The sequence below is a fragment of the Acidovorax sp. MR-S7 genome (assembly GCF_000400995.2).
Taxonomy (GTDB): domain Bacteria; phylum Pseudomonadota; class Gammaproteobacteria; order Burkholderiales; family Burkholderiaceae_C; genus MR-S7.
In genome coordinates this window covers 1-18354 of sequence record NZ_DF238912.1, presented here as the reverse complement: position 1 = coordinate 18354, position 18354 = coordinate 1, and the positions used below count along the sequence as shown (strand labels likewise).

Genomic DNA, 18354 nt, shown 5'->3' with positions numbered 1-18354 from the left:
GAGGCGGCCTTTTCGCATCAGTACCCGGCCTTGGCGCCCGGCCGGCGCTTGGAGAAAAGGCCCGCCGCGCGTGCGCCCTGGCTCGCGAAGCGTTGGCGGCGCGCCAGCTTGGGGTCCACCCGCAGCGGGCGGCACCACTCCACGCGGTCGCCGTCGCGCAGCGCCTCGTCGGCCGGGACTGCGCGGCCCCAGATGCCGCAGGCGAAGCTGCTGTCGCCCATCTCCAGCCCGCACGCCCGCAAGGCGTCGGCTACGGTAGCCCCTGGCGGCAGCTGCAGCGTCCACTCGCGCACCCCGCCCGGCGCCAGCCCGGCGGCCACGGTGATCCGCAGCACAGCCCCCACGGCATCAGCCATAGACCTGCTCCGCGCGCTGGATGAACGCATCCACGAAGCTGGCGGCGATGCGGTCGAACACCGGCCCCACGAGGGCAGCCAGGGCCCGGTTGTCGAACCCATAGCGCAGTTGCAGCTCGACCTTGCAGGCGCGCTGCGAGCCATCGCCCACGGGGTGGAAGTGCCAGTCGCCGTCCAGCTGCGAGAACGGGCCTTCGACCAGCTCCATCTTCACGCGGCGGCCCGCCTCGTGCGTGTTGCGCGTGACGAAGGACTTGCGGATGCCCCCCAGCGCGATGCCGACCTCGGCCTTCATGCCGTGCTCGTCACGCTCCAGCACCCGGGCATGATCGCACCAGGGCAGGAACTGCGGATACTTCTCCACGTCCGTCACGAGTGCGAACATTTCTTCGGGGCTGTACCAGATGAGGACGGACTTGTTGACTGTTTTCATGAAGGCGGGGCGCCTAGAATCCATGGCGCGAGACGGATGACCATTGTAGGGAGGCATTGCATCCTCCTATGGCATCCGCATCTAGAACCCATGGCCAAGAAACCCGAAACATCGTCACGCATCGCCGACAACAAGAAGGCGGCATACAACTACTTCTTCGAGGAACGCTACGAGGCGGGCATGGTGCTGCACGGCTGGGAGGTGAAGGCGCTGCGCGAAGGCAAGGCCCAGCTCACGGACGGCTACGTGGTCATCAAGGAGGGCGAGCTGTACCTGATCGGCTGCCAGATCAACCCGCTCAAGACCGCCTCCACCCACGTGAGCCCCGACGCCGCCCGCATCAAGAAGCTGCTGATGCACAAGGACGAGATCAAGCGCCTGATCGGCAAGGTGGAGCAGAAAGGCTACACGCTGGTGCCGCTGAACCTGCACTGGAAGGACGGCCGCGCCAAGTGCGACATCGCCCTGGCCAAGGGCAAGGCCGAGCACGACAAGCGCGACACCATCAAGGACCGCGAAGGCAAGCGCGAGGTGGAACGCGCGATGAAGAGCCGCCACCGCTGAAGCATCTCGGGCACCCGTCCGACAGCCGGGCAGCGCCGCCCGCCCCTACAGTCGAAGGCTCCGCCAACTCCAGCAAGGAGCCCGTCCATGACCCGCAAGCTTTCCCTCGCCGCCGTTGCCCTGTCGGCCACCCTCCTGGCCGCCTGCGGCACCGGCGGCATGCACCACGCCAAGCCCAGCACGCCCACCCGCGCCGCCGACGGCACGCTGATCGGCCCCGACGGCCGCACGCTGTATTTCTTCACCCGGGATGCCCAGGGCAGCGGCGCCTCCGCCTGCTACGACCAGTGCGCCGTCAACTGGCCGCCGCTGGCCGTGGCGTCCGGCGCGCAGCCCCAGGGCGACTACACCATCCTCGTGCGCAGCGACAACACCCGCCAATGGGCCTACAAGGGCCAGCCGCTCTACTACTTCGCCAAGGACACCAGGCCCGGCGAGAAGCTGGGCGACGGCGTGAACGGCGTCTGGAAGGTGGCGCGGCCCTGACGGCCCTGCCGCCTGCATGAAAAAAGCCGCACGGTTGTGCGGCTTTTTTTCACGGTGCCCGCCTCAGTCGCGCAGCGGCGCCAGCGGATGCGCGTGCACGGGCCAGGGGCTGTCGAAGAACGGCTGCCACACCGCGGGCGTCACGTCCTCGATGCGCGCGGGGGCCCACTGCGGGCTGTGGTCCTTGTCCACGGCCAGCGCGCGGATGCCCTCGATGGTCTCGCTCTGGCCGGGGCGCAGGTAGAAGCAGTGGCGCACCATGTCGCGCTCCATGCGCAGGTCGTCGGCCAGGCCCATGCCCCGCGCGCGGCGGATCTGCTCCAGCACCACGTGCAGCATCAGCGGCGAGCGCTTGCGCAGGGTGGCGGCCGTGGCGCGCTCCCATTCGCCCGGCGCGGCTTCCAGCGCCGCGATGATGGCCGGCACGCCGTCCAGACCGAAATATTGGTCGATTTGGGCTCCAGCGCTTACCTGGCAAGCGCCAGCAGCTACGAATTTGGAAGCAACGAAGTCCTGCACCGCCTTGCCGTCGGAGAACGGCTGGCTGCCCAGCTGCTCCCACACGGCGCCCAGCTCGCCGCAGGGCAGGAAGCCGTCGGCCAGCTGGAACGCGATGGCGTCCGCCGCGCCGATGGTGTCGCCCGTCAAGGCCAGCCACTCGCCCACGCGGCCCGGGCAGCGCGAGAGGAAGTAGCCGCCGCCCACGTCTGGGAACAGGCCGATGGCCGTCTCGGGCATGGCCATCTTGGTGCGCTCGGTCACCACGCGCAGCGTGCCGCCCTGGCTGATGCCCATGCCGCCGCCCATGACGATGCCGTCCATGAACGCGATGTAGGGCTTGCCGAAGGTGTGGATCAGGTGGTTGAGCGCGTATTCCTCAGTGAAGAAGTCCTCGAGCTGCGGGTTGCCGCTGCTACCCGCCGCGTGCAGGAAGCGGATGTCGCCGCCCGCGCAGAACGCGCCGAACGGCCCCTCGCGGCCGTTGCCGCGGATCGCCACGGCCAGCACCTGGTCATCCTTCTGCCAGGCCAGCAGCGTGGCCATGAGGCTGCGCACCATGCCCAGCGACAAGGCGTTGAGCGCCTTCGGGCGGTTCAGTGTGATGCAGCCCACGCGGCCGCGCACCTCGGTCACGACTTCCGCCGTCATCTCCGTCATTGTTGTTCCTTCCATCCAAGCAGTTCATTGAAAACGAACGCGCCGATCACCAGCGCGCCACCCCATCAGCACGGCCGGGGCCGGGCGCTCACCCGCACCCGCCCAGGCCAGCAGAATGCCGAAAATCACCTCCAGCAGACCCAGCAGCGCCACCTCGGGCGCCTTGAGCACGCGCGCACAGTACACCACGAGCACGCACGGAATCGCCAATTGGACCAGACCCCGCAAGGCCAGCAGCGCCAGGTCGTGCCCCGTGGCCTGGAACGGCCAGGCCAGCGGGAAGGTGGCCAGCGACGAAAGCGCTGCGCCCACCAGCACGGCCGGTACCAGGTCCACCGCATGGCCCTGGCGCTGTCCGCGCAGTCGCTGCCACAGGCCGTTGTCTGCATCGCTGTGTGCAGCGCCGCACGGTAGCCGCGCAGCCCGCTTTGCGCAGGCCCGGATGCGCGCAGGGCGAGCCCTCCTTGCGGAGCGGCTCGCCCTACGGGCCACGGGCCGGTCAGCCGGCGCGCAGCGTCATGCGCCCTCGCGGCTGGCGCGCTTGCGCTCGTGCTCCTTGAGGTGGCGCTTGCGCAGGCGGATGCTCTTGGGCGTGATCTCGACGAGTTCGTCGTCCTCGATGAACTCCACGCCGTATTCCAGCGTGAGGTCGATGGGCGGCGTGATCTTGATCGCGTCTTCCTTGCCGCTCACGCGGAAGTTGGTGAGCTGCTTGGTGCGCGTGGCGTTCACCACGAGGTCGTTGTCGCGGTTGTGCACGCCGACGATCATGCCCTCGTACACCGGGTCGCCCGCGCGCACGAACATGCGGCCGCGGTCATCCAGCTTGCCCAGGGCGTAGGTGAAGATCTCGCCGTCGTCCATGGAGATCAGCACGCCGTTCTTGCGCCCGCCGATGTCGCCCTTGTGCGGCTCGTAGCTGTCGAAGATGTTGCTGATGAGGCCCGAGCCGCGCGTCAGGTTCAGGAACTCGTTGGTGAAGCCGATCAGGCCGCGCGCAGGGATGCGGTATTCCAGGCGCACGCGCCCGCGGCCGTCCGGCTCCATGTTCACCAGCTCGCCCTTGCGCTCGCCCAGCGCCTGCATCACGCCGCCCTGGTGGCCTTCCTCGATGTCGGCGGTCACCAGCTCGATGGGCTCGCAGCGCTCGCCGTCGATGTCCTTGAAGACCACGCGCGGCTTGGAGACGGCCAGCTCGTAGCCCTCGCGGCGCATTTCCTCCAGCAGGATGGTCAGGTGCAGTTCGCCCCGGCCGGACACCTCGAAGATCCCGTCCTCGTCGGTCTCCTTCACGCGCAGGGCGACGTTGGAGCGCAGCTCCTTCTGCAGGCGGTCCCAGAGCTGGCGGCTGGTCACGAACTTGCCTTCGCGGCCCGCCAGCGGCGAGGTGTTCACGCAGAAGTTCATGGTCAGCGTGGGCTCGTCGATCTTGAGCATGGGCAGCGGCTGCGGGTTGGCCGGGTCGGTCAGCGTCTCGCCGATGCCCACGTTCTCGATGCCGTTGATGAGCACGATCTCGCTGGGGCCGGCCTCGGTCACCTGCACGCGGTCCAGGCCCTGGAACTGGTGGATTTGGTTCACGCGGCCCTTGTAGCTCTCGCCATCGGGGCCGGCCATGACCAGCACGTCCTGGCCTGCCTTGAGCGTGCCCTGCGTGATGCGGCCCACGCCGATGCGGCCCACGAAGGTGGAGTAGTCCAGCGCGGACACCTGCATCTGCAGCGGCGCGGAGGGGTCACCCTTGACCGAGGGCACGTGCTTGAGGATGGTCTCGAACAGGGCCGACATGTCGGGGCCCCACTGCTCGCCCGGCGCGCCCTGCTCCAGCGCGCTCCAGCCGTTGATGCCGGAGGCATAGACCACGGGGAAGTCGAGCTGCTCGTCGGTCGCGCCCAGCTTGTCGAACAGGTCGAACGCGGCGTTCACCACCTTGTCGGGGTTGGCGCCGGGCTTGTCCACCTTGTTGACCACCACGATGGGCTTGAGGCCCAGGGCCAGCGCCTTCTTGGTCACGAAGCGCGTCTGGGGCATGGGGCCTTCCTGCGCGTCGATCAGCAGCACCACGCCGTCCACCATCGAGAGCGCGCGCTCCACCTCGCCGCCGAAGTCGGCGTGGCCGGGCGTGTCGAGGATGTTGATGTGCGTGCCGTTCCAGCTCACGGCGCAGTTCTTGGCCAGGATGGTGATGCCGCGCTCGCGCTCGATGGCGTTGTTGTCCATCACCGTGTCCACGACTTTCTCGTGGGCGGCGAAGGTGCCGGACTGGCGCAGCAGCTGGTCCACCATGGTGGTCTTGCCATGGTCGACGTGGGCGATGATGGCGATGTTGCGGATTTGTTTGCTCATAGCGTTGTTGCCTTCAATGTGCCGCGTTGGCAGCGCGCGGCGCGCTTTCCAGGATCTGTTGTATTTCGATGGGAGAGAGCAGCCGGCCAGGGATCAGCTCGCCCCGCGTGATGTGTGCCACGCCCAGCAGCGCGCGTGGGCGCGTGCCGAACACGGCCACGGCCGGCGCATCGGGCCAGGGCCCGCGCCGGCGCATGCCGGAGAGGAACCGGCCTGCATTGTCCTCGTCGAGCGTGACAGGCACGTGCCCGGCCAGCAGCGTCTCCACCGGCTGCACGCAGGCCAGGCGCTCGTCCTCGCCCATGGCCTCCAGCGCGTGCAGCGTCACGCAACGCGCGACGCCCAGGCCCCCGGTGTCGGTGCGGCGCAGGAAGGTGAGGTGCGCGCCGCAGCCCAGGGCCGCGCCGATGACCTCACCCAGCGTGCGGATGTAGGTGCCCTTGCTGCACGTCACTACCATCTTGATAGCTGGCTGTGCCTGCCCAGCCTGCGTCAGGGTCAGTTCCAATGCGTGGATCGTCACGTCGCGCGCCTCGCGCTCCACGGACACACCGGCGCGCGCGTATTCATAGAGCGCCTTGCCGTCCTTCTTGAGCGCGCTGTGCATCGGCGGCACCTGCCGGATGGGGCCGGTGAACTGCGCCTGCACGGCCGCCAGGCGCTCGGGCGTGAGCTGCGCGGGGTCGACCGCCCGCCGCTGCAGCACCTCGCCCTCGGCATCGCCGGTGGCGGTGGTCACGCCCAGCAGCGCGACGGCCTCGTAGGTCTTGGGCGCATCGAGCTGCAACTGGCTGAACTTGGTGGCCGCGCCGAAGCACAGCGGCAGCACGCCCGTGGCCAGCGGATCGAGCGTGCCCGTGTGGCCCGCCTTCTCGGCGCGCAGCAGCCACTTCGCCTTCTGCAAGGCGTCGTTGCTGGACAGGCCCAGGGGTTTGTCGAGCAGCAGCACTCCGTGCACCGGGCGCCGCTGCACCCGGATGCGGGGAGCGCGCTCGGTCATGCGTCGTCGTCGTCCTTGGAACGAGAGGCCACCGCGCGTGCGATCAGCGCATTCATGTCGGCCGCGCGCTCGGTAGTGCGGTCGAACACGAAGTGCAGCGTGGGCACGGTGTGGATGTGCAGGCGCTTGAACAGGCCGTTGCGCAGGAATCCCGCGGCCTGGTTCAGCGCCTCCTGCGTGGCGTCGGCATCGCCCACGAGCACGCTGAAGAACACCTTGGCGTGCGCGTAGTCGGGCGTCACTTCCACGCCCTGCAGCGTGCACATGCCGATGCGCGGGTCCTTCAACTCGCGGATCAGCTCGGTCAGGTCGCGCTGGATCTGGTCCGCGACCTTGAAGCCGCGGTTGGGGGTGGATGATTTCTTGGCTGCCATGGCGGTTCAAAGATGCAGGGGTTGCCACCAGCGGTCCACGCGCGGCACGTACATATGGTCCGGATCGTGGGACAGCACCACGCGCACGGCCTTGCCGGTGACGCGGCGCACGTCGATGAAGCCGAGGAAACGCGAATCCTTGCTGTTGTCACGGCTGTCGCCCATGACCATCACGTGGCCTTCGGGCACGCGCACCGGCGCGAAGCCGGTGTAGAGGTTCATGCCGGGCAGGCGGGCCACCTCGATCATGTGGCCGTCCAGCGCTTCGTGCCAGACCTCGGCCTTCAGCAAGCCCTGCTCCGTGGGTATGTCGCGCTGCGCATCCACCAGGATGCGCGGCTGTGGCCGGCCGTTCAGGAACAGCTGGTTGTTCGACATGGACACCTCGTCGCCTGCCACGGCCACCACACGCTTGATGAGGTTGAGCCCGTCGGCCGGCGAGTCGAAGGTGATCACGTCGCCGCGCTGCGGCGTACCCCAGCGCGCCACCTCGTGCAGCGTGAAGGGCACGCGCAGGCTGTAGGCACGCTTGTCCACGAGTACGCGGTCGCCCGCGTACAGGGTCGGGTTCATCGACGACGAGGGCACGTAGTTCCAGTCGGCCACGGCCGAGCGGAACACGAGCATCAGCCCCACGAAGAGCATGAAGCCGCGGTGCTCACGCCACATCCTGTGAATGATCTGCATAGCGTGCCCTTCCCGTCGTCCTGCTTACAGCGTACGCGCGATTTCCTTGATGTCGAAGAACTCCAGCTGGTCACCCTCGCGGATGTCGTTGTAGTTCTTGAGCTTGATACCGCACTCGAAGCCTTCCTTGACTTCCTTGACGTCGTCCTTGATGCGGCGCAGCGATTCGACCTCGCCCGTGTACACCACCACGTTGTCGCGCAGCAGGCGGAAGCGTGCGTTGCGATGGACCATGCCCGAGGTGATGTAGGAGCCCGCCACCGTGCCGATCTTGGAGGCCACGAACACCGTGCGGATCTCGGCCGTGCCGATGACCTCCTCGCGCTGCTCGGGCGCCAGCATGCCGGACATGGCCACCTTCAGCTCGTCCACGGCGTCGTAGATGATGCCGTAGTAGCGCAGGTCCACGCCGTTGCTCTCGGCCAGCTTGCGCGCGCCTGCGTCGGCACGCACGTTGAAGCCGATCACGATGGCCTTGGAGGCGATCGCCAGGTTCACGTCGGACTCGCTGATGCCGCCCACGCCCGCATACACGAGCTGGACCTTGATCTCGTCGGTCGAAAGCTTGAGCAGCGACTGCGCCAGCGCTTCCTGGGAGCCTTGCACGTCCGCCTTGATGATGATGGGCAGGTTCTGCACCTCGCCCGCCGCCATATCGGCGAACATGTTCTCCAGCTTGGCGGCCTGCTGCCTGGCCAGCTTGGTGTTGCGGAACTTGCCCGCGCGGTAGGTCGCGATCTCCCGTGCACGGCGCTCGTCGGACAGCACCATGAACTCGTCGCCCGCCTGGGGCACCTCGGTCAGGCCCTGGATCTCGACAGGGATCGAGGGGCCGGCTTCCTTGGTGGAGCGGCCGTCCTCGTCGGTCATGGCGCGCACGCGGCCGAAGGTCTGGCCCGCGAGCACCACATCGCCCACCTTGAGCGTGCCAGACTGCACCAGCACCGTAGCCACGGGGCCGCGGCCCTTGTCGAGCTGGGCTTCGATGACCAGGCCCTTGGCCATGGCGTCCACCGGGGCCTTGAGCTCCAGCACTTCGGCCTGCAGCAGCACCTGCTCCAGCAGCTCGTCGATGCCCATGCCGGTCTTGGACGACACGGCCACGAAGGGCGAGTCGCCGCCGTATTCCTCGGGCACCACCTGCTCGCCCACCAGCTCCTGCTTGACGCGGTCGGGGTTCGCTTCGGGCTTGTCGGCCTTGGTGATGGCCACGACGATGGGAACGCCAGCCGCCTTCGCGTGCTTGATGGCTTCCTTGGTCTGGGGCATCACGCCGTCGTCGGCTGCGCACACCAAGATGACGATGTCGGTCGCCTGGGCGCCGCGGGCACGCATGGCCGTGAAGGCCTCGTGGCCGGGGGTGTCCAGGAAGGTGACGATGCCGCGCGGCGTCTCGACGTGGTAAGCGCCGATGTGCTGCGTGATGCCGCCGGCCTCGCCCGCCGCCACCTTGGAGCGGCGGATGTAGTCCAGCAGCGAGGTCTTGCCGTGGTCCACGTGGCCCATGACGGTGACCACAGGCGCGCGCGACAGGGCCTCTGCCTGGTGGCCGGAGACTTCCTCGGCGGTGAACGCTTCCGGATCGTCCAGCGCGGCGACCACGGCCTTGTGGCCCATTTCCTCCACCACGATCATGGCGGTGTCCTGGTCCAGCGGCTGGTTGATGGTGACCATCTGGCCCATCTTCATGAGCGCCTTGATGACCTCGGAGGCCTTGATGGCCATCTTGTGCGCCAGCTCGGCCACGGTGATGGTCTCGGGCACGTGCACCTCGATCGCGCGGAACTCGGCCGGCGCCTGCTGCTGGCGCTGGTCGTCGCGGTCGTTGCCGCGCCGGCCGCGCGGGCCGCCGCGCCAGTTGTTGCGCCCCACCCCGCCGCTGCTGTCGCCGCGGGTCTTGATTTCCTTCTTCTTGGTCGTGTCGTTGGCCCAGCTCGACGAGAGCTTGGCGGACTTCACTTCCTTGCCCGCGCCCGGAGCGGCAGGCGCGCCCGCGCGGGCGCCGCCCGTGCCGGTGGCCGGCTTGTGCAGCGTGCCCTTCTTGGCATCGGCCGCGGGGGTGGCTGCCTTGGCGGCCGGCTTGGCCTCCTCGGGCTTCTTGGCCACGAGCACCTTCTTGGGCGCGGCCATCATGGCGCGGATGGCCTCGGCCTCGGCCAGGGCCCTGCGGCGGCGCTCGTCCAGGTCGGCCGCGCGCGCCGCATCCTCGGCCGCGCGGGCCTTGGATTCGGCTTCGGCCTTGGCACGCGCCTCGGCCTGCGCCTGGTTGCGTGCCTCGGCCTCGGCGGCGGCTTCGCGCTGCGCTTCCTGGCGCTCGGCGGATTCTTGGGCCTTCTTCTCGGCCTGCTGGGCCGCATAGGCGGCGGCGCGCTCCTCGGCCTCGCGTTCGCGGCGCTCGCGCGCCTCGCGCTCCTGGCGCTGTGTGGCCAGCTCTTCCTCCTGGCGGCGGAACAGTTCGGCCTGCTGGCGCGCTTCTTCCTCGCGGCGAACCAGGTCCTGGTCCTCGGCGGAGGGTGCCTCGGGCGCCTCGGCAGCGTCGTCGCGCTTGATGAAGGTGCGCTTCTTGCGCACTTCCACCTGGATGGTGCGCGCCTTGCCCGTGGCGTCGGCCTGCTTGATCTCGCTGGTGGACTTCTTCACCAGGGTGATCTTCTTGCGGTCGCCGCCCACGGTACCGTGGCTGGCCTGCAAATAGGCCAGAAGCTTTTGCTTGTCGGACTCATTCAGCGCATCGACCGCGGACGTCTTGGCCACGCCGGCAGACTTGAGCTGCTCCAGCAGGGTTTCAGGCGATTTCTTGAGCTCTGCAGCGAACTCGGCAACAGTGTTACTCGACATATTCAGTTCGAACCTCCCTGACCTTTACTCTTGCCCCGCGGCAAACCAGTGCTCACGCGCCTTCATGATCAAGGCCTTGGCATCCTCGGCGGTCTGGCCGGTCAGTTCGGTCAATTCGTCAATGGCCAGATCGGCCAGGTCATCACGCGTATGCACTCCGCCAGCGGCGAGCTTGGCGATCAGCTCGGCATTGAGGCCTTCCAGGTCGCGCAGATCCTGGGAGACGGTGCCAATGCTCTCCTCGCGGGCGATTTCCATGGTCAACAGCGCGTCCTTGGCGCGGGCGCGCAGCTCGTTCACGGTGTCTTCGTCGAAGCTCTCGATCTCCAGCATTTCCTGCAGCGGCACGTAGGCCACCTCCTCGAGGCTGGCGAAGCCTTCCTCGATCAGGATGTCGGCGATCTCCTCGTCCACGTCGAGCTTCTCCATGAACAGCTTGCGGGCCGCGTCGGTTTCCTCGGCCTGCTTCTGGGCGCTTTCGGCCGCGTCCATGATGTTGATCTTCCAGCCCGTGAGGTCCGAGGCCAGGCGCACGTTCTGGCCGCCGCGGCCGATGGCGATGGCGAGGTTCTCCTCGTCCACCACCACGTCCATGGCATGTTTTTCCTCATCCACCACGATGGACGACACGTTGGCCGGCGCCAGCGCGCCGATCACGAACTGGGCGGGGTCCTCGGACCAGAGCACGATGTCCACGCGCTCGCCTGCCAGCTCGTTGGTCACGGCATTCACGCGTGTGCCGCGCACGCCCACGCAGGTGCCGATCGGGTCCACGCGCTTGTCGTGCGACAGCACGGCGATCTTGGCGCGGCTGCCCGGGTCGCGGGCGCAGCTCTTGATCTCCAGCAGGCCCTGCTCGATCTCGGGCACTTCGTTGCGGAACAGCTCGATCATGAACTCGGGCGCCGAGCGCGACAGGATGATGGGCGCGCCGCGCAGCGTCAGGTCCACCTCCATGATCATGGCACGCACGCGGTCGCCATTACGCAGGTTCTCCTTGGGGATCATCTCGCTGCGGCGCAGGCGCCCTTCTACGCGGCCGGACTCGACGATGATGTCGCCCTTGTCCATGCGCTTGACGGTGCCGGTGAAGATCCTCTCCCCACGGCTCATGAAGTCGTTGAGCAGCATCTCGCGCTCGGCGTCGCGGATCTTCTGCAGGATCACCTGCTTGGCGGCCATTGCGCCGATGCGGCCGATGGGCACGGACTCCACCGATTCCTCGATGTATTCGCCCACCTCGATGTCGGGGACGCGCTCCTGCGCATCCATCAGCAGTTCTTCGGCGTCGGGGTTCTGCAGGCCCGCGTCGTCGGGCACCACCAGCCAGCGGCGGAAAGTCTCGTACTCGCCGCTGTCGCGGTCGATGGCCACGCGGATGTCCACCTCGCCCTGGTACAGCTTCTTCGTGGCCTGCGCCAGCGCCGACTCCACCGCGCCCAAGACTACATCGCGCTCGACGTTCTTCTCGCGCGAAATGGCTTCCACCAACATCAACAATTCGCGATTCATGCGACGACTCTCCTGTTTCTCAATCTCTCGCGGGCCCCGGCCATACACGGCGGCCCCACTGTTCGGTTTCTCAGCCTTCGGTCCCGGGCTTGGCGCCCCGCCCCTTGAAGTCCACGATGGGCGCCAGCCGCGCCTCGCGCAGCTCGTCGAACGTGAACCCCAGCGCCTGCAGCGGCGGCGGCACGCGCTTCTTGCTCACGCGCTGGCCTGGCTTCGGGGGCGGCTCGTCGCTCCACACGACCTGCCAGCCACCGGCCTGCACGCGCTCCAGCGTGCCCCGGAATTTCTTGCGGTTGGCAGACACCTGCCCGCCCGCCGCCGCACCCAGCGGGGCCTTGAGCGTGATGTCGACCATCTCGCCCTCGAAGCGCTCGAAGTCGCGCTCGTTGCGCAGCAGGCGGTCGATGCCCGGGGAGGACACCTCCAGGCGCTTGTAGTCCACGCCCTCGACCTCCAGCGCGAACTGGAGCTGGCGCGTGACCTTCTCGCAATCTTCCACGGTGATGAACTGCTCCGCGGCGGGCGGCTCGCCCTCCTGCACGGGAGTCCACGGGAGGTCGATGGTGATACGCAGCAGGCCCCCTGCGGAGCGTTCGATCTCCACCAGGTCATAGCCCAACCCGGCCACGGTCTGTTCAACAATCTGCTGCAATGCCACGTGTGTGCGCTCTGTCCAATTCCAGATGAAATGCCCGGCCTGCCCTCGCCTTCGTGGCGGCCGGGACTGAAAAGCAAACGCCCAAAAAAAACGGGCGGTTGGTACCCGCCCGATTGGTCGTGAAGCGAGTATTGTACTCGCTAATGCCCCGCGATGCAAAGGATCGCGGCACGCATCTTGCATTCAAGCGCGGCTGGCAACAATGCGCCGCAACAGCGCTTCCGCCGGCCCGTCCGCCACAGGGGAAAACCCTTTGCTGCCGAGCCCTTGCAGCAGCCGCCCCAGCACGCCGGCCTGCGGCAGCAGAGGCCCCAGGAAGCGCACGCCCCGGCCGTCGCCGATCAGGAGCGTGGGGAAAGTCTCCACGTCCACGTCGCCGACGACGCCCTCCTCGTCCTCCACGTCCACCCACAGGAACCGGGCCCCGGGCCACTCGCGGGCCAGGGCCTCGAAACCGGCACGGTACTGGCGGCACACGTCGCACCACTGCGCGCACAGGCAGATGACCCACAACCCTTCCCGCATGGAAGAGGCAGGGGTCGTCGCATTCGGTTCGGCAGGTGGGCCCATGGAGGAGGTGCTCGATGTCAATGGCCGCGCCGCTCCCGGCCGCGGTGGACGTCAATGGTATCCACCCTGGAGCCCTGGTTGCCCCAGGCTGCGCGGATGTAGGAAAGCACCGCGGCCATGTCCTCGTCGCCCAGGCTGTGCATGAAAGGCGGCATGCCATGGGGACGCGGGTTGCCCTGGGTGGCCGGCAGGTAACCGCCTTGCAGCAGCACGCGCACCAGGTTGACGGTTTCTGGCATCTCCACCGCGCGGTTGCCGGCCAGCGCGGGAAATGCGCCAGTGCTCCCCTCCCCCTGCCGGCCGTGGCATTGCGCACAGTGCTGCGCATACACCTGCTCGCCACGCTCCATGACCTTCTGCGATGGCCTGGCCACCGGCAGGGGCGCGTCCTGCGCCTGCGGCAAGCCACGCAAATAGGTGGCCATGGCACGCAGGTCCTCCTCGCTCAGGTACTGCAGGCTGCGGAACACCACCTCCGCCATGGGGCCGGAAACGGCCGCCCGGGGAGACACGCCGGTCTTGAGCAGCGCTACGGCATCCTCCAGCGGCCACGCCGCCAGCCCGGCCTCGCGCGCGGAATTCAGTGCAGGGGCATACCAGTTCTGCACCGGCATCAGCCCGCCCTGGAAGGCCGCCCCCTCGCGCGTGGCACCCAGGGCGTTGCGCGGCGTGTGGCATGCAGCGCAATGGCCCAATCCCTGGACCAGGTAGGCACCGCGGTTCCATTCTTCGGTTTGCCCGGGCTGCGCGTCCAGCACGCCGGGACGGAAGAACAATGCCCGCCAGACCGCCAGCGCGGCCTGCGTGTTGTACGGGAACCGCAGCGCATGCGCAGGGCTGGGCTGCTCGACCGGCGCGAGGCTGCGCAGATAGCTGAAGATGGCGTCCGAGTCCTCGCGCGTCACGCGCGTGTAGTTGGGATAGGGAAACGCGGGGTACAGCAGGCGGCCGTCGCGCGAACGGCCGTTGTGCAGTGCGCGCCAGAATTCGGAAGACGTCCACCGGCCGATGCCCGTGGCATCGTGCGGCGTCAGGTTGGAAGCGTAGATGGAGCCGAAGGGCGTGTCGATCGCCCGCCCGCCCGCGAAGGCGGCGCCTCCCGGGCTCGTATGGCAGGAGATGCAATTGCCCGCACGCGCCAAGTATTCCCCCCGCGCGATGGTTTCGGGCGCCGAGGACGCGGGCGCGTCCTGCGCGGGCAGAGGCGCCTCATCGAGGCGGTTGAGCGCCCACACGCCCGCCGCCGCGACGGCCACGGCGCAGGCCAGGCCTGCCCCCCAGAGCGCGAGGCGGGACGTCATCGCACACCTCCCGCCGCCGCTTGCGGCTGCTGCGGCACGCCGCCGCAGGGCAACGGCAGCCGCATCGCCAGCGCAGTAGCCGGCCGCCCCTGCGCAGGCACAGGCTGGGAGGCCAGCCATGCGGACACGGCGCTCACGTCTTCCACCGAGAGCTGCCGGGCCACTTGCGCCATGCAGTCGGGCGCCTGCGCGCGCCGCTGGCCGGTCTGCCAAGCACCCAATTGGCTGTTCACATAGTCACGCGACAGGCCCAGCAGGCCGGGAATGAACGGCGCCACGCCGGTCAAAGACTCTCCATGGCAGTGCACGCAGGCCGGGAGGTCGCGCCCGGCATCGCCCTGCAGCACGAGCGCGCGCCCCCGCTGCAGCACGGCGGCAGGGGCCTGCGCAGGCTGGGGCGGCGCATAAGGCAGGTCCAGCGCGGCGAAATGCTCCGCGACCTCGCGCAGGTAGTCGTCCGTCAGGTGCTCCAGCAGGTACGACATGGGAGGGTAGCTGCGCCGCCCGTCGCGGAAGTTGAGCAGCTGGTGGTAGAGATAGCCTGCGGGCTTGCCCGCGATGCGCGGGAAATAGCCGCCCGGCGTGGCCCGCCCTTCGCGCCCGTGGCACGCGGTACATGCCAGCACGCGCGATGCCATCGACTCCACGGGAGGATGGTCCGCATCGGCCGCCCAGGCAGACGGCGCCAGAATGGCGGCCCACACCGCCAGCGCCCGGAGGAGCGCGCTCATCCGCGTCCGGCGAACGGCATCTTCGTGGCCATGACGGTGTGGAACATCACGTTGGCTTCGAGCGGCAGGTTGGCCATGTAGAGCACCGACTGCCCGACGATGTTCACGTCCATCAGCGGCTCGGGTGCGACGGCGCCGTGCGCCTGCATCACGCCCTGGGTCATGCGCTGGGCCAGTTCCGTACCCGCGTTGCCCACGTCGATCTGGCCCACGGCGATGTCGTACTTGCGCCCGTCGAGCGAGGCCGTCTTCGTCATGCCCATCACTGCGTGCTTGGTGGCGGTGTAGGCGATGGAATTGGGGCGCGGCGTGTGGGCGGAGATGGAGCCGTTGTTGATGATGCGCCCGCCGCGCGGCGCCTGCGCCTTCATCACACGGAAGGCGTTCTGGATGCAATAGAACATGCCGTTCAGGTTGATGTCCACCACGTTCTTCCACTGCTCCACCGGCAGGTCTTCCAGGGGGACGGCGGGGGCGCCCACACCGGCGTTGTTGAACAGCAGGTCCACGCGGCCGAAGCGCTCCACCACCTGGTCGAACAGGCTGCGCACGGCCTGCGGGTCCGACACGTCGGTGGGCACGGCCAGGGCACGCGGCCCGGCGCCCGATTCGGCCGCAGCGTCCAGCAGCGGCTGCTCGCGGCGGCCGGCCAATGCCACGGTCCAGCCGTTGCCCAGCAGGGCCAGCGCAGCCGCCTTGCCGATGCCGGTGCCGGCGCCCGTGACGATGGCGATTTTGGAAGTCTCACTCATGGCGATGCCTCTTGTTCTCAAAGGGTGGTGGGGATGCGGGCAGCGCCCGCAAGGCGCAGAAGGCTCAGCCGCGCGAGCGGCGGCCCTTGCCGCCGCGGCCGGCCTTTCCGGCTTCGGGCTTGCGGCCGGGGGGCTTGTCCGCCTTGCCGCGTGCGCCGCTACGGGCCTGCGCGCGCGCCGGGGCGGGCGCCCTGGCATCGTCCACCGGAGCGCGCACGGGCGATTCTCGCCCTTTCGCGGCCTTGCCGGGCTTGGCAGGCATGCCGTCCATCTCGTCGCGCACGAGGCGGAAGTCGATCTTGCGCCCGTCCAGGTCCACGCGGCTGACCTGCACGCGCACGCGCGTGCCGATGGAATAGCGGATGCCGGTGCGCTCGCCCCGCAGCTCCTGGCGCGCCTCGTCGAACTTGAAGTATTCGCCGCCCAGCTCGGTGATGTGCACCAGGCCCTCGACGTACAGCGCATCCAGGGTGACGAAGATGCCGAAGCTGGTCGCCGCGCTCACGACGCCGCTGTACTCCTCGCCCAGGTGCTCGCGCATGTACTGGCACTTGAGCCAGGCCTCCACGTCGCGGCTGGCTTCGTCGGCGCGGCGCTCGTTGGCGCTGCAGTGCAGGCCGGCGGCCTCCCATGCCTCGATCTCGCGGCTGCTGCCCGCTGCCTTGCCGCGCGGCGGCTTGGCGCCGTCCGACGCCTTGGAGGCCGCCAGGCGCTTGGCCAGCTTGAACTGCGCCTCGCCCGGCGTGGGCAGCTGGGGCAGCACGTAGCGGCTCTTGCCCAGGACGGACTTGATGACGCGGTGCACCAGCAGGTCGGGGTAGCGGCGGATGGGGCTGGTGAAGTGCGTGTAGGCCTCGAAGGCCAGCCCGAAGTGCCCGCTGTTGACGGGCGTGTAGATCGCCTGCTGCATGGAGCGCAGCAGCATGGTGTGGATCTGCTGCGCGTCGGGCCGCTCCTTGGTCGCATCGGCGATGGCCTGGAACTCCGACGGACGCGGGTCGTCCCCGATCGTCATGCCCACGCCCATGGCCTTGAGGTAGGAGCGCAGGATGTCCTGCTTTTCCGGCGTGGGGCCTTCGTGCACGCGGTACAGGCCGGGGCGGTCAGCCTGCCCGATGAAGTCCGCGCTGCAGACGTTGGCCGCCAGCATGGCCTCCTCGATCAGCCGGTGGGCCTCGGTGCGCACGCGCGGCACGATGCGCTCGATGCGGCCGTTGTCGTCGCAGACGATCTGCGTCTCCGTGGTCTCGAAGTCCACCGCGCCGCGCGTCTGGCGCGCCCCGAGCAGTGCGCGGTACACGTCGTGCAGGTGCAGCAGGTTGTCCACGCGCTCCTTGTAGCGGCTGGCCTCCGGCCCGCGGGTGTTGGCCAGGATGGCGGCCACCTCGTTGTAGGTGAACCGGGCGTGGCTGAGCATCACTGCCGGGTAGAACTGGTAGGCGTGGATCTCACCCTTGGCCGTCACCAGCATGTCGCAGACCATGCACAGGCGCTCGACGTGCGGGTTCAGCGAGCACAGGCCGTTGGAGAGCTTCTCCGGCAGCATGGGAATGACGCGCCGGGGAAAGTACACGCTGGTGGCGCGGTCGTAGGCATCCACGTCGATCGCGCTGCCCGTCTCCACGTAATGGCTCACGTCGGCGATGGCCACCAGCAGGCGCCAGCCCTTGCCGCGGCCCACGCGCGCCGGCTCGCAGTACACGGCGTCGTCGAAGTCGCGCGCGTCCTCGCCGTCGATGGTGACCAGCGGCACGTCCGTCAGGTCCACGCGCTGGCGCTTGTCCTTGGCGCGCACCTTGTCGGGCAGCGCCTTGGTCTCGGCCAGGCAGGCTTCGGAGAATTCGTGCGGCACGCCGTACTTGCGCACCGCGATCTCCACCTCCATGCCGGGGTCGTCCACCTCGCCCAGCACTTCGACCACCCGGCCCACGGGCTGGCCGAACAAGGCGGGCGGCTCGGTCAGCTCGACCACGACCACCTGGCCGGGCGTCGCCGCGCCGGTGGCGCCTTTGGGAATCAGCACGTCCTGGCCGTAGCGCTTATCCTCCGGCGCCACCAGCCACACGCCGCTTTCCTGCAGCAGGCGGCCGATGATGGGCTGGGGCAGCCGCTCGACGATCTCGACCACGCGGCCCTCGGGCCGGCCCCGGCGGTCGTGGCGCACGATGCGCACGCGCACGCGGTCCTTGTGCAGCACGGCGCGCATCTCGTTGGGAGGCAGGTAGATATCGGCCTGCCCGTCGTCGCGCAGGACAAAACCGTGCCCGTCCCGGTGCCCCTGCACGCTGCCTTCGATCTCATCCAACGAGAGCTGCGGCGCGGGTGCACTGGAGTGATTTTTTTTGATATACAATCTCTGTCTTTCCTGAAATGCCCAGGTGGCGGAATTGGTAGACGCACTAGTTTCAGGTACTAGCGAGTAACATCGTGGAGGTTCGAGTCCTCTCCTGGGCACCAAGTTTAACGAGAACCCGCCAGGGTTTCCTACAAAAGGCCGCTTTCGCTGAAAGCGGCTTTTTTTATGGCTCTGTCACAAATCTGTGTTGGTAGTATGTGGGCCAACGCGTTGACGGAGTGGGTTTGCCATG

17 protein-coding genes, 1 tRNA gene and 1 pseudogene are annotated in these 18354 nt (G+C 68.4%); 3 read left to right on the top strand and 16 right to left on the bottom strand.

Going from position 1 to position 18354, the window contains the following annotated elements; all coding sequences use genetic code 11:
• Positions 1-17: 17 nt before the first annotated feature.
• Together AVS7_RS08325 and AVS7_RS08320 are read right to left on the bottom strand one after the other, a co-directional pair.
• Positions 18-356, bottom strand: a complete 339-nt coding sequence (locus tag AVS7_RS08325; RefSeq protein WP_020227983.1) for an RnfH family protein — start codon at positions 354-356, stop codon at positions 18-20.
• Positions 349-789, bottom strand: coding sequence for a type II toxin-antitoxin system RatA family toxin (locus tag AVS7_RS08320; protein ID WP_020227982.1), 441 nt, complete (start codon positions 787-789; stop codon positions 349-351). Before AVS7_RS08320 ends, AVS7_RS08325 begins: the two co-directional genes overlap by 8 nt.
• 90 nt (positions 790-879) lie before the next feature.
• Between AVS7_RS08320 and smpB the strand changes: the two genes are divergently transcribed.
• Positions 880-1353, top strand: coding sequence for an SsrA-binding protein SmpB (gene smpB, locus AVS7_RS08315; RefSeq protein WP_020227981.1), 474 nt, complete (start codon positions 880-882; stop codon positions 1351-1353).
• Between the two features lie 87 nt (positions 1354-1440).
• A complete protein-coding gene (locus AVS7_RS08310) occupies positions 1441-1839 on the top strand; it encodes a hypothetical protein (RefSeq protein WP_020227980.1) in 399 nt (132 codons plus the stop codon).
• A 63-nt stretch (positions 1840-1902) separates the two neighbouring features.
• On the opposite strand, the gene AVS7_RS08305 is transcribed toward AVS7_RS08310, so the two are convergent.
• The 14 genes and pseudogenes from AVS7_RS08305 to rnr form a co-directional block, all read right to left on the bottom strand.
• Complete coding sequence (locus AVS7_RS08305; RefSeq protein WP_020227979.1) at positions 1903-2997, bottom strand: enoyl-CoA hydratase/isomerase family protein; 1095 nt, start codon at positions 2995-2997, stop codon at positions 1903-1905.
• Positions 2994-3351: pseudogene (locus AVS7_RS08300) on the bottom strand (EamA family transporter); the annotation flags it as partial. The gene AVS7_RS08305 and the pseudogene AVS7_RS08300, both read right to left, overlap by 4 nt.
• Before the next feature lie 162 nt (positions 3352-3513).
• On the bottom strand, positions 3514-5343 hold the full coding sequence (typA, locus tag AVS7_RS08295; RefSeq protein WP_020227978.1) for a translational GTPase TypA: 1830 nt from the start codon (positions 5341-5343) through the stop codon (positions 3514-3516).
• A 13-nt stretch (positions 5344-5356) separates the two neighbouring features.
• The gene (gene truB / locus AVS7_RS08290; protein ID WP_020227977.1) at positions 5357-6343 is read right to left on the bottom strand and encodes a tRNA pseudouridine(55) synthase TruB; all 987 of its coding nucleotides are present in this window, start codon (positions 6341-6343) and stop codon (positions 5357-5359) included.
• A complete protein-coding gene (rbfA, locus tag AVS7_RS08285; protein WP_020227976.1) occupies positions 6340-6717 on the bottom strand; it encodes a 30S ribosome-binding factor RbfA in 378 nt (125 codons plus the stop codon). The genes truB and rbfA overlap by 4 nt, the downstream gene beginning before the upstream one ends.
• Before the next feature lie 6 nt (positions 6718-6723).
• Positions 6724-7404 (bottom strand): signal peptidase I, encoded by a 681-nt coding sequence (gene lepB, locus AVS7_RS08280; protein WP_020227975.1) that lies wholly within the window; start codon positions 7402-7404, stop codon positions 6724-6726.
• 24 nt (positions 7405-7428) lie between these two features.
• A complete protein-coding gene (infB, locus tag AVS7_RS08275) occupies positions 7429-10242 on the bottom strand; it encodes a translation initiation factor IF-2 (RefSeq protein ID WP_020227974.1) in 2814 nt (937 codons plus the stop codon).
• Between the two features lie 24 nt (positions 10243-10266).
• Positions 10267-11754 carry a transcription termination factor NusA gene (gene nusA / locus AVS7_RS08270; RefSeq protein WP_024001169.1) on the bottom strand — a complete coding sequence of 496 codons (1488 nt, stop codon included), beginning with the start codon at positions 11752-11754 and terminating at the stop codon, positions 10267-10269.
• A 70-nt stretch (positions 11755-11824) separates the two neighbouring features.
• A complete protein-coding gene (gene rimP, locus AVS7_RS08265; RefSeq protein WP_024001168.1) occupies positions 11825-12412 on the bottom strand; it encodes a ribosome maturation factor RimP in 588 nt (195 codons plus the stop codon).
• 183 nt (positions 12413-12595) lie between these two features.
• A complete protein-coding gene (locus AVS7_RS08260) occupies positions 12596-12937 on the bottom strand; it encodes a thioredoxin family protein (protein ID WP_020227971.1) in 342 nt (113 codons plus the stop codon).
• A gap of 62 nt (positions 12938-12999) precedes the next feature.
• Positions 13000-14283, bottom strand: coding sequence for a cytochrome c (locus AVS7_RS08255; RefSeq protein WP_020227970.1), 1284 nt, complete (start codon positions 14281-14283; stop codon positions 13000-13002).
• Positions 14280-15014: a c-type cytochrome gene (locus AVS7_RS08250; RefSeq protein WP_020227969.1), complete on the bottom strand. Its 735-nt coding sequence runs from the start codon at positions 15012-15014 to the stop codon at positions 14280-14282. The genes AVS7_RS08255 and AVS7_RS08250 overlap by 4 nt, the downstream gene beginning before the upstream one ends.
• Positions 15011-15766, bottom strand: a complete 756-nt coding sequence (locus AVS7_RS08245; RefSeq protein ID WP_020227968.1) for an SDR family oxidoreductase — start codon at positions 15764-15766, stop codon at positions 15011-15013. The genes AVS7_RS08250 and AVS7_RS08245 overlap by 4 nt, the downstream gene beginning before the upstream one ends.
• A gap of 64 nt (positions 15767-15830) precedes the next feature.
• Positions 15831-18119, bottom strand: coding sequence for a ribonuclease R (rnr, locus tag AVS7_RS08240; protein ID WP_034690350.1), 2289 nt, complete (start codon positions 18117-18119; stop codon positions 15831-15833).
• A 19-nt stretch (positions 18120-18138) separates the two neighbouring features.
• Here rnr and AVS7_RS08235 point away from each other — a divergent pair.
• A tRNA-Leu gene (locus AVS7_RS08235) sits at positions 18139-18223 on the top strand.
• Positions 18224-18354: the final 131 nt, after the last annotated feature.

Bases quoted from the DNA above. Each gene is read 5' to 3' on its own strand.
- rbfA (WP_020227976.1), bottom strand. From the start codon at position 6,717: ATGGCAGCCAAGAAATCATCCACCCCCAACCGCGGCTTCAAGGTCGCG.
- smpB (WP_020227981.1), top strand. From the start codon at position 880: ATGGCCAAGAAACCCGAAACATCGTCACGCATCGCCGACAACAAGAAG.
- infB (WP_020227974.1), bottom strand. From the start codon at position 10,242: ATGTCGAGTAACACTGTTGCCGAGTTCGCTGCAGAGCTCAAGAAATCG.
- AVS7_RS08305 (WP_020227979.1), bottom strand. From the start codon at position 2,997: ATGACGGAGATGACGGCGGAAGTCGTGACCGAGGTGCGCGGCCGCGTG.
- AVS7_RS08245 (WP_020227968.1), bottom strand. From the start codon at position 15,766: ATGAGTGAGACTTCCAAAATCGCCATCGTCACGGGCGCCGGCACCGGC.
- AVS7_RS08310 (WP_020227980.1), top strand. From the start codon at position 1,441: ATGACCCGCAAGCTTTCCCTCGCCGCCGTTGCCCTGTCGGCCACCCTC.
- AVS7_RS08260 (WP_020227971.1), bottom strand. From the start codon at position 12,937: ATGCGGGAAGGGTTGTGGGTCATCTGCCTGTGCGCGCAGTGGTGCGAC.
- AVS7_RS08320 (WP_020227982.1), bottom strand. From the start codon at position 789: ATGAAAACAGTCAACAAGTCCGTCCTCATCTGGTACAGCCCCGAAGAA.
- AVS7_RS08325 (WP_020227983.1), bottom strand. From the start codon at position 356: ATGGCTGATGCCGTGGGGGCTGTGCTGCGGATCACCGTGGCCGCCGGG.
- truB (WP_020227977.1), bottom strand. From the start codon at position 6,343: ATGACCGAGCGCGCTCCCCGCATCCGGGTGCAGCGGCGCCCGGTGCAC.
- lepB (WP_020227975.1), bottom strand. From the start codon at position 7,404: ATGCAGATCATTCACAGGATGTGGCGTGAGCACCGCGGCTTCATGCTC.
- AVS7_RS08250 (WP_020227969.1), bottom strand. From the start codon at position 15,014: ATGAGCGCGCTCCTCCGGGCGCTGGCGGTGTGGGCCGCCATTCTGGCG.
- AVS7_RS08255 (WP_020227970.1), bottom strand. From the start codon at position 14,283: ATGACGTCCCGCCTCGCGCTCTGGGGGGCAGGCCTGGCCTGCGCCGTG.
- typA (WP_020227978.1), bottom strand. From the start codon at position 5,343: ATGAGCAAACAAATCCGCAACATCGCCATCATCGCCCACGTCGACCAT.
- nusA (WP_024001169.1), bottom strand. From the start codon at position 11,754: ATGAATCGCGAATTGTTGATGTTGGTGGAAGCCATTTCGCGCGAGAAG.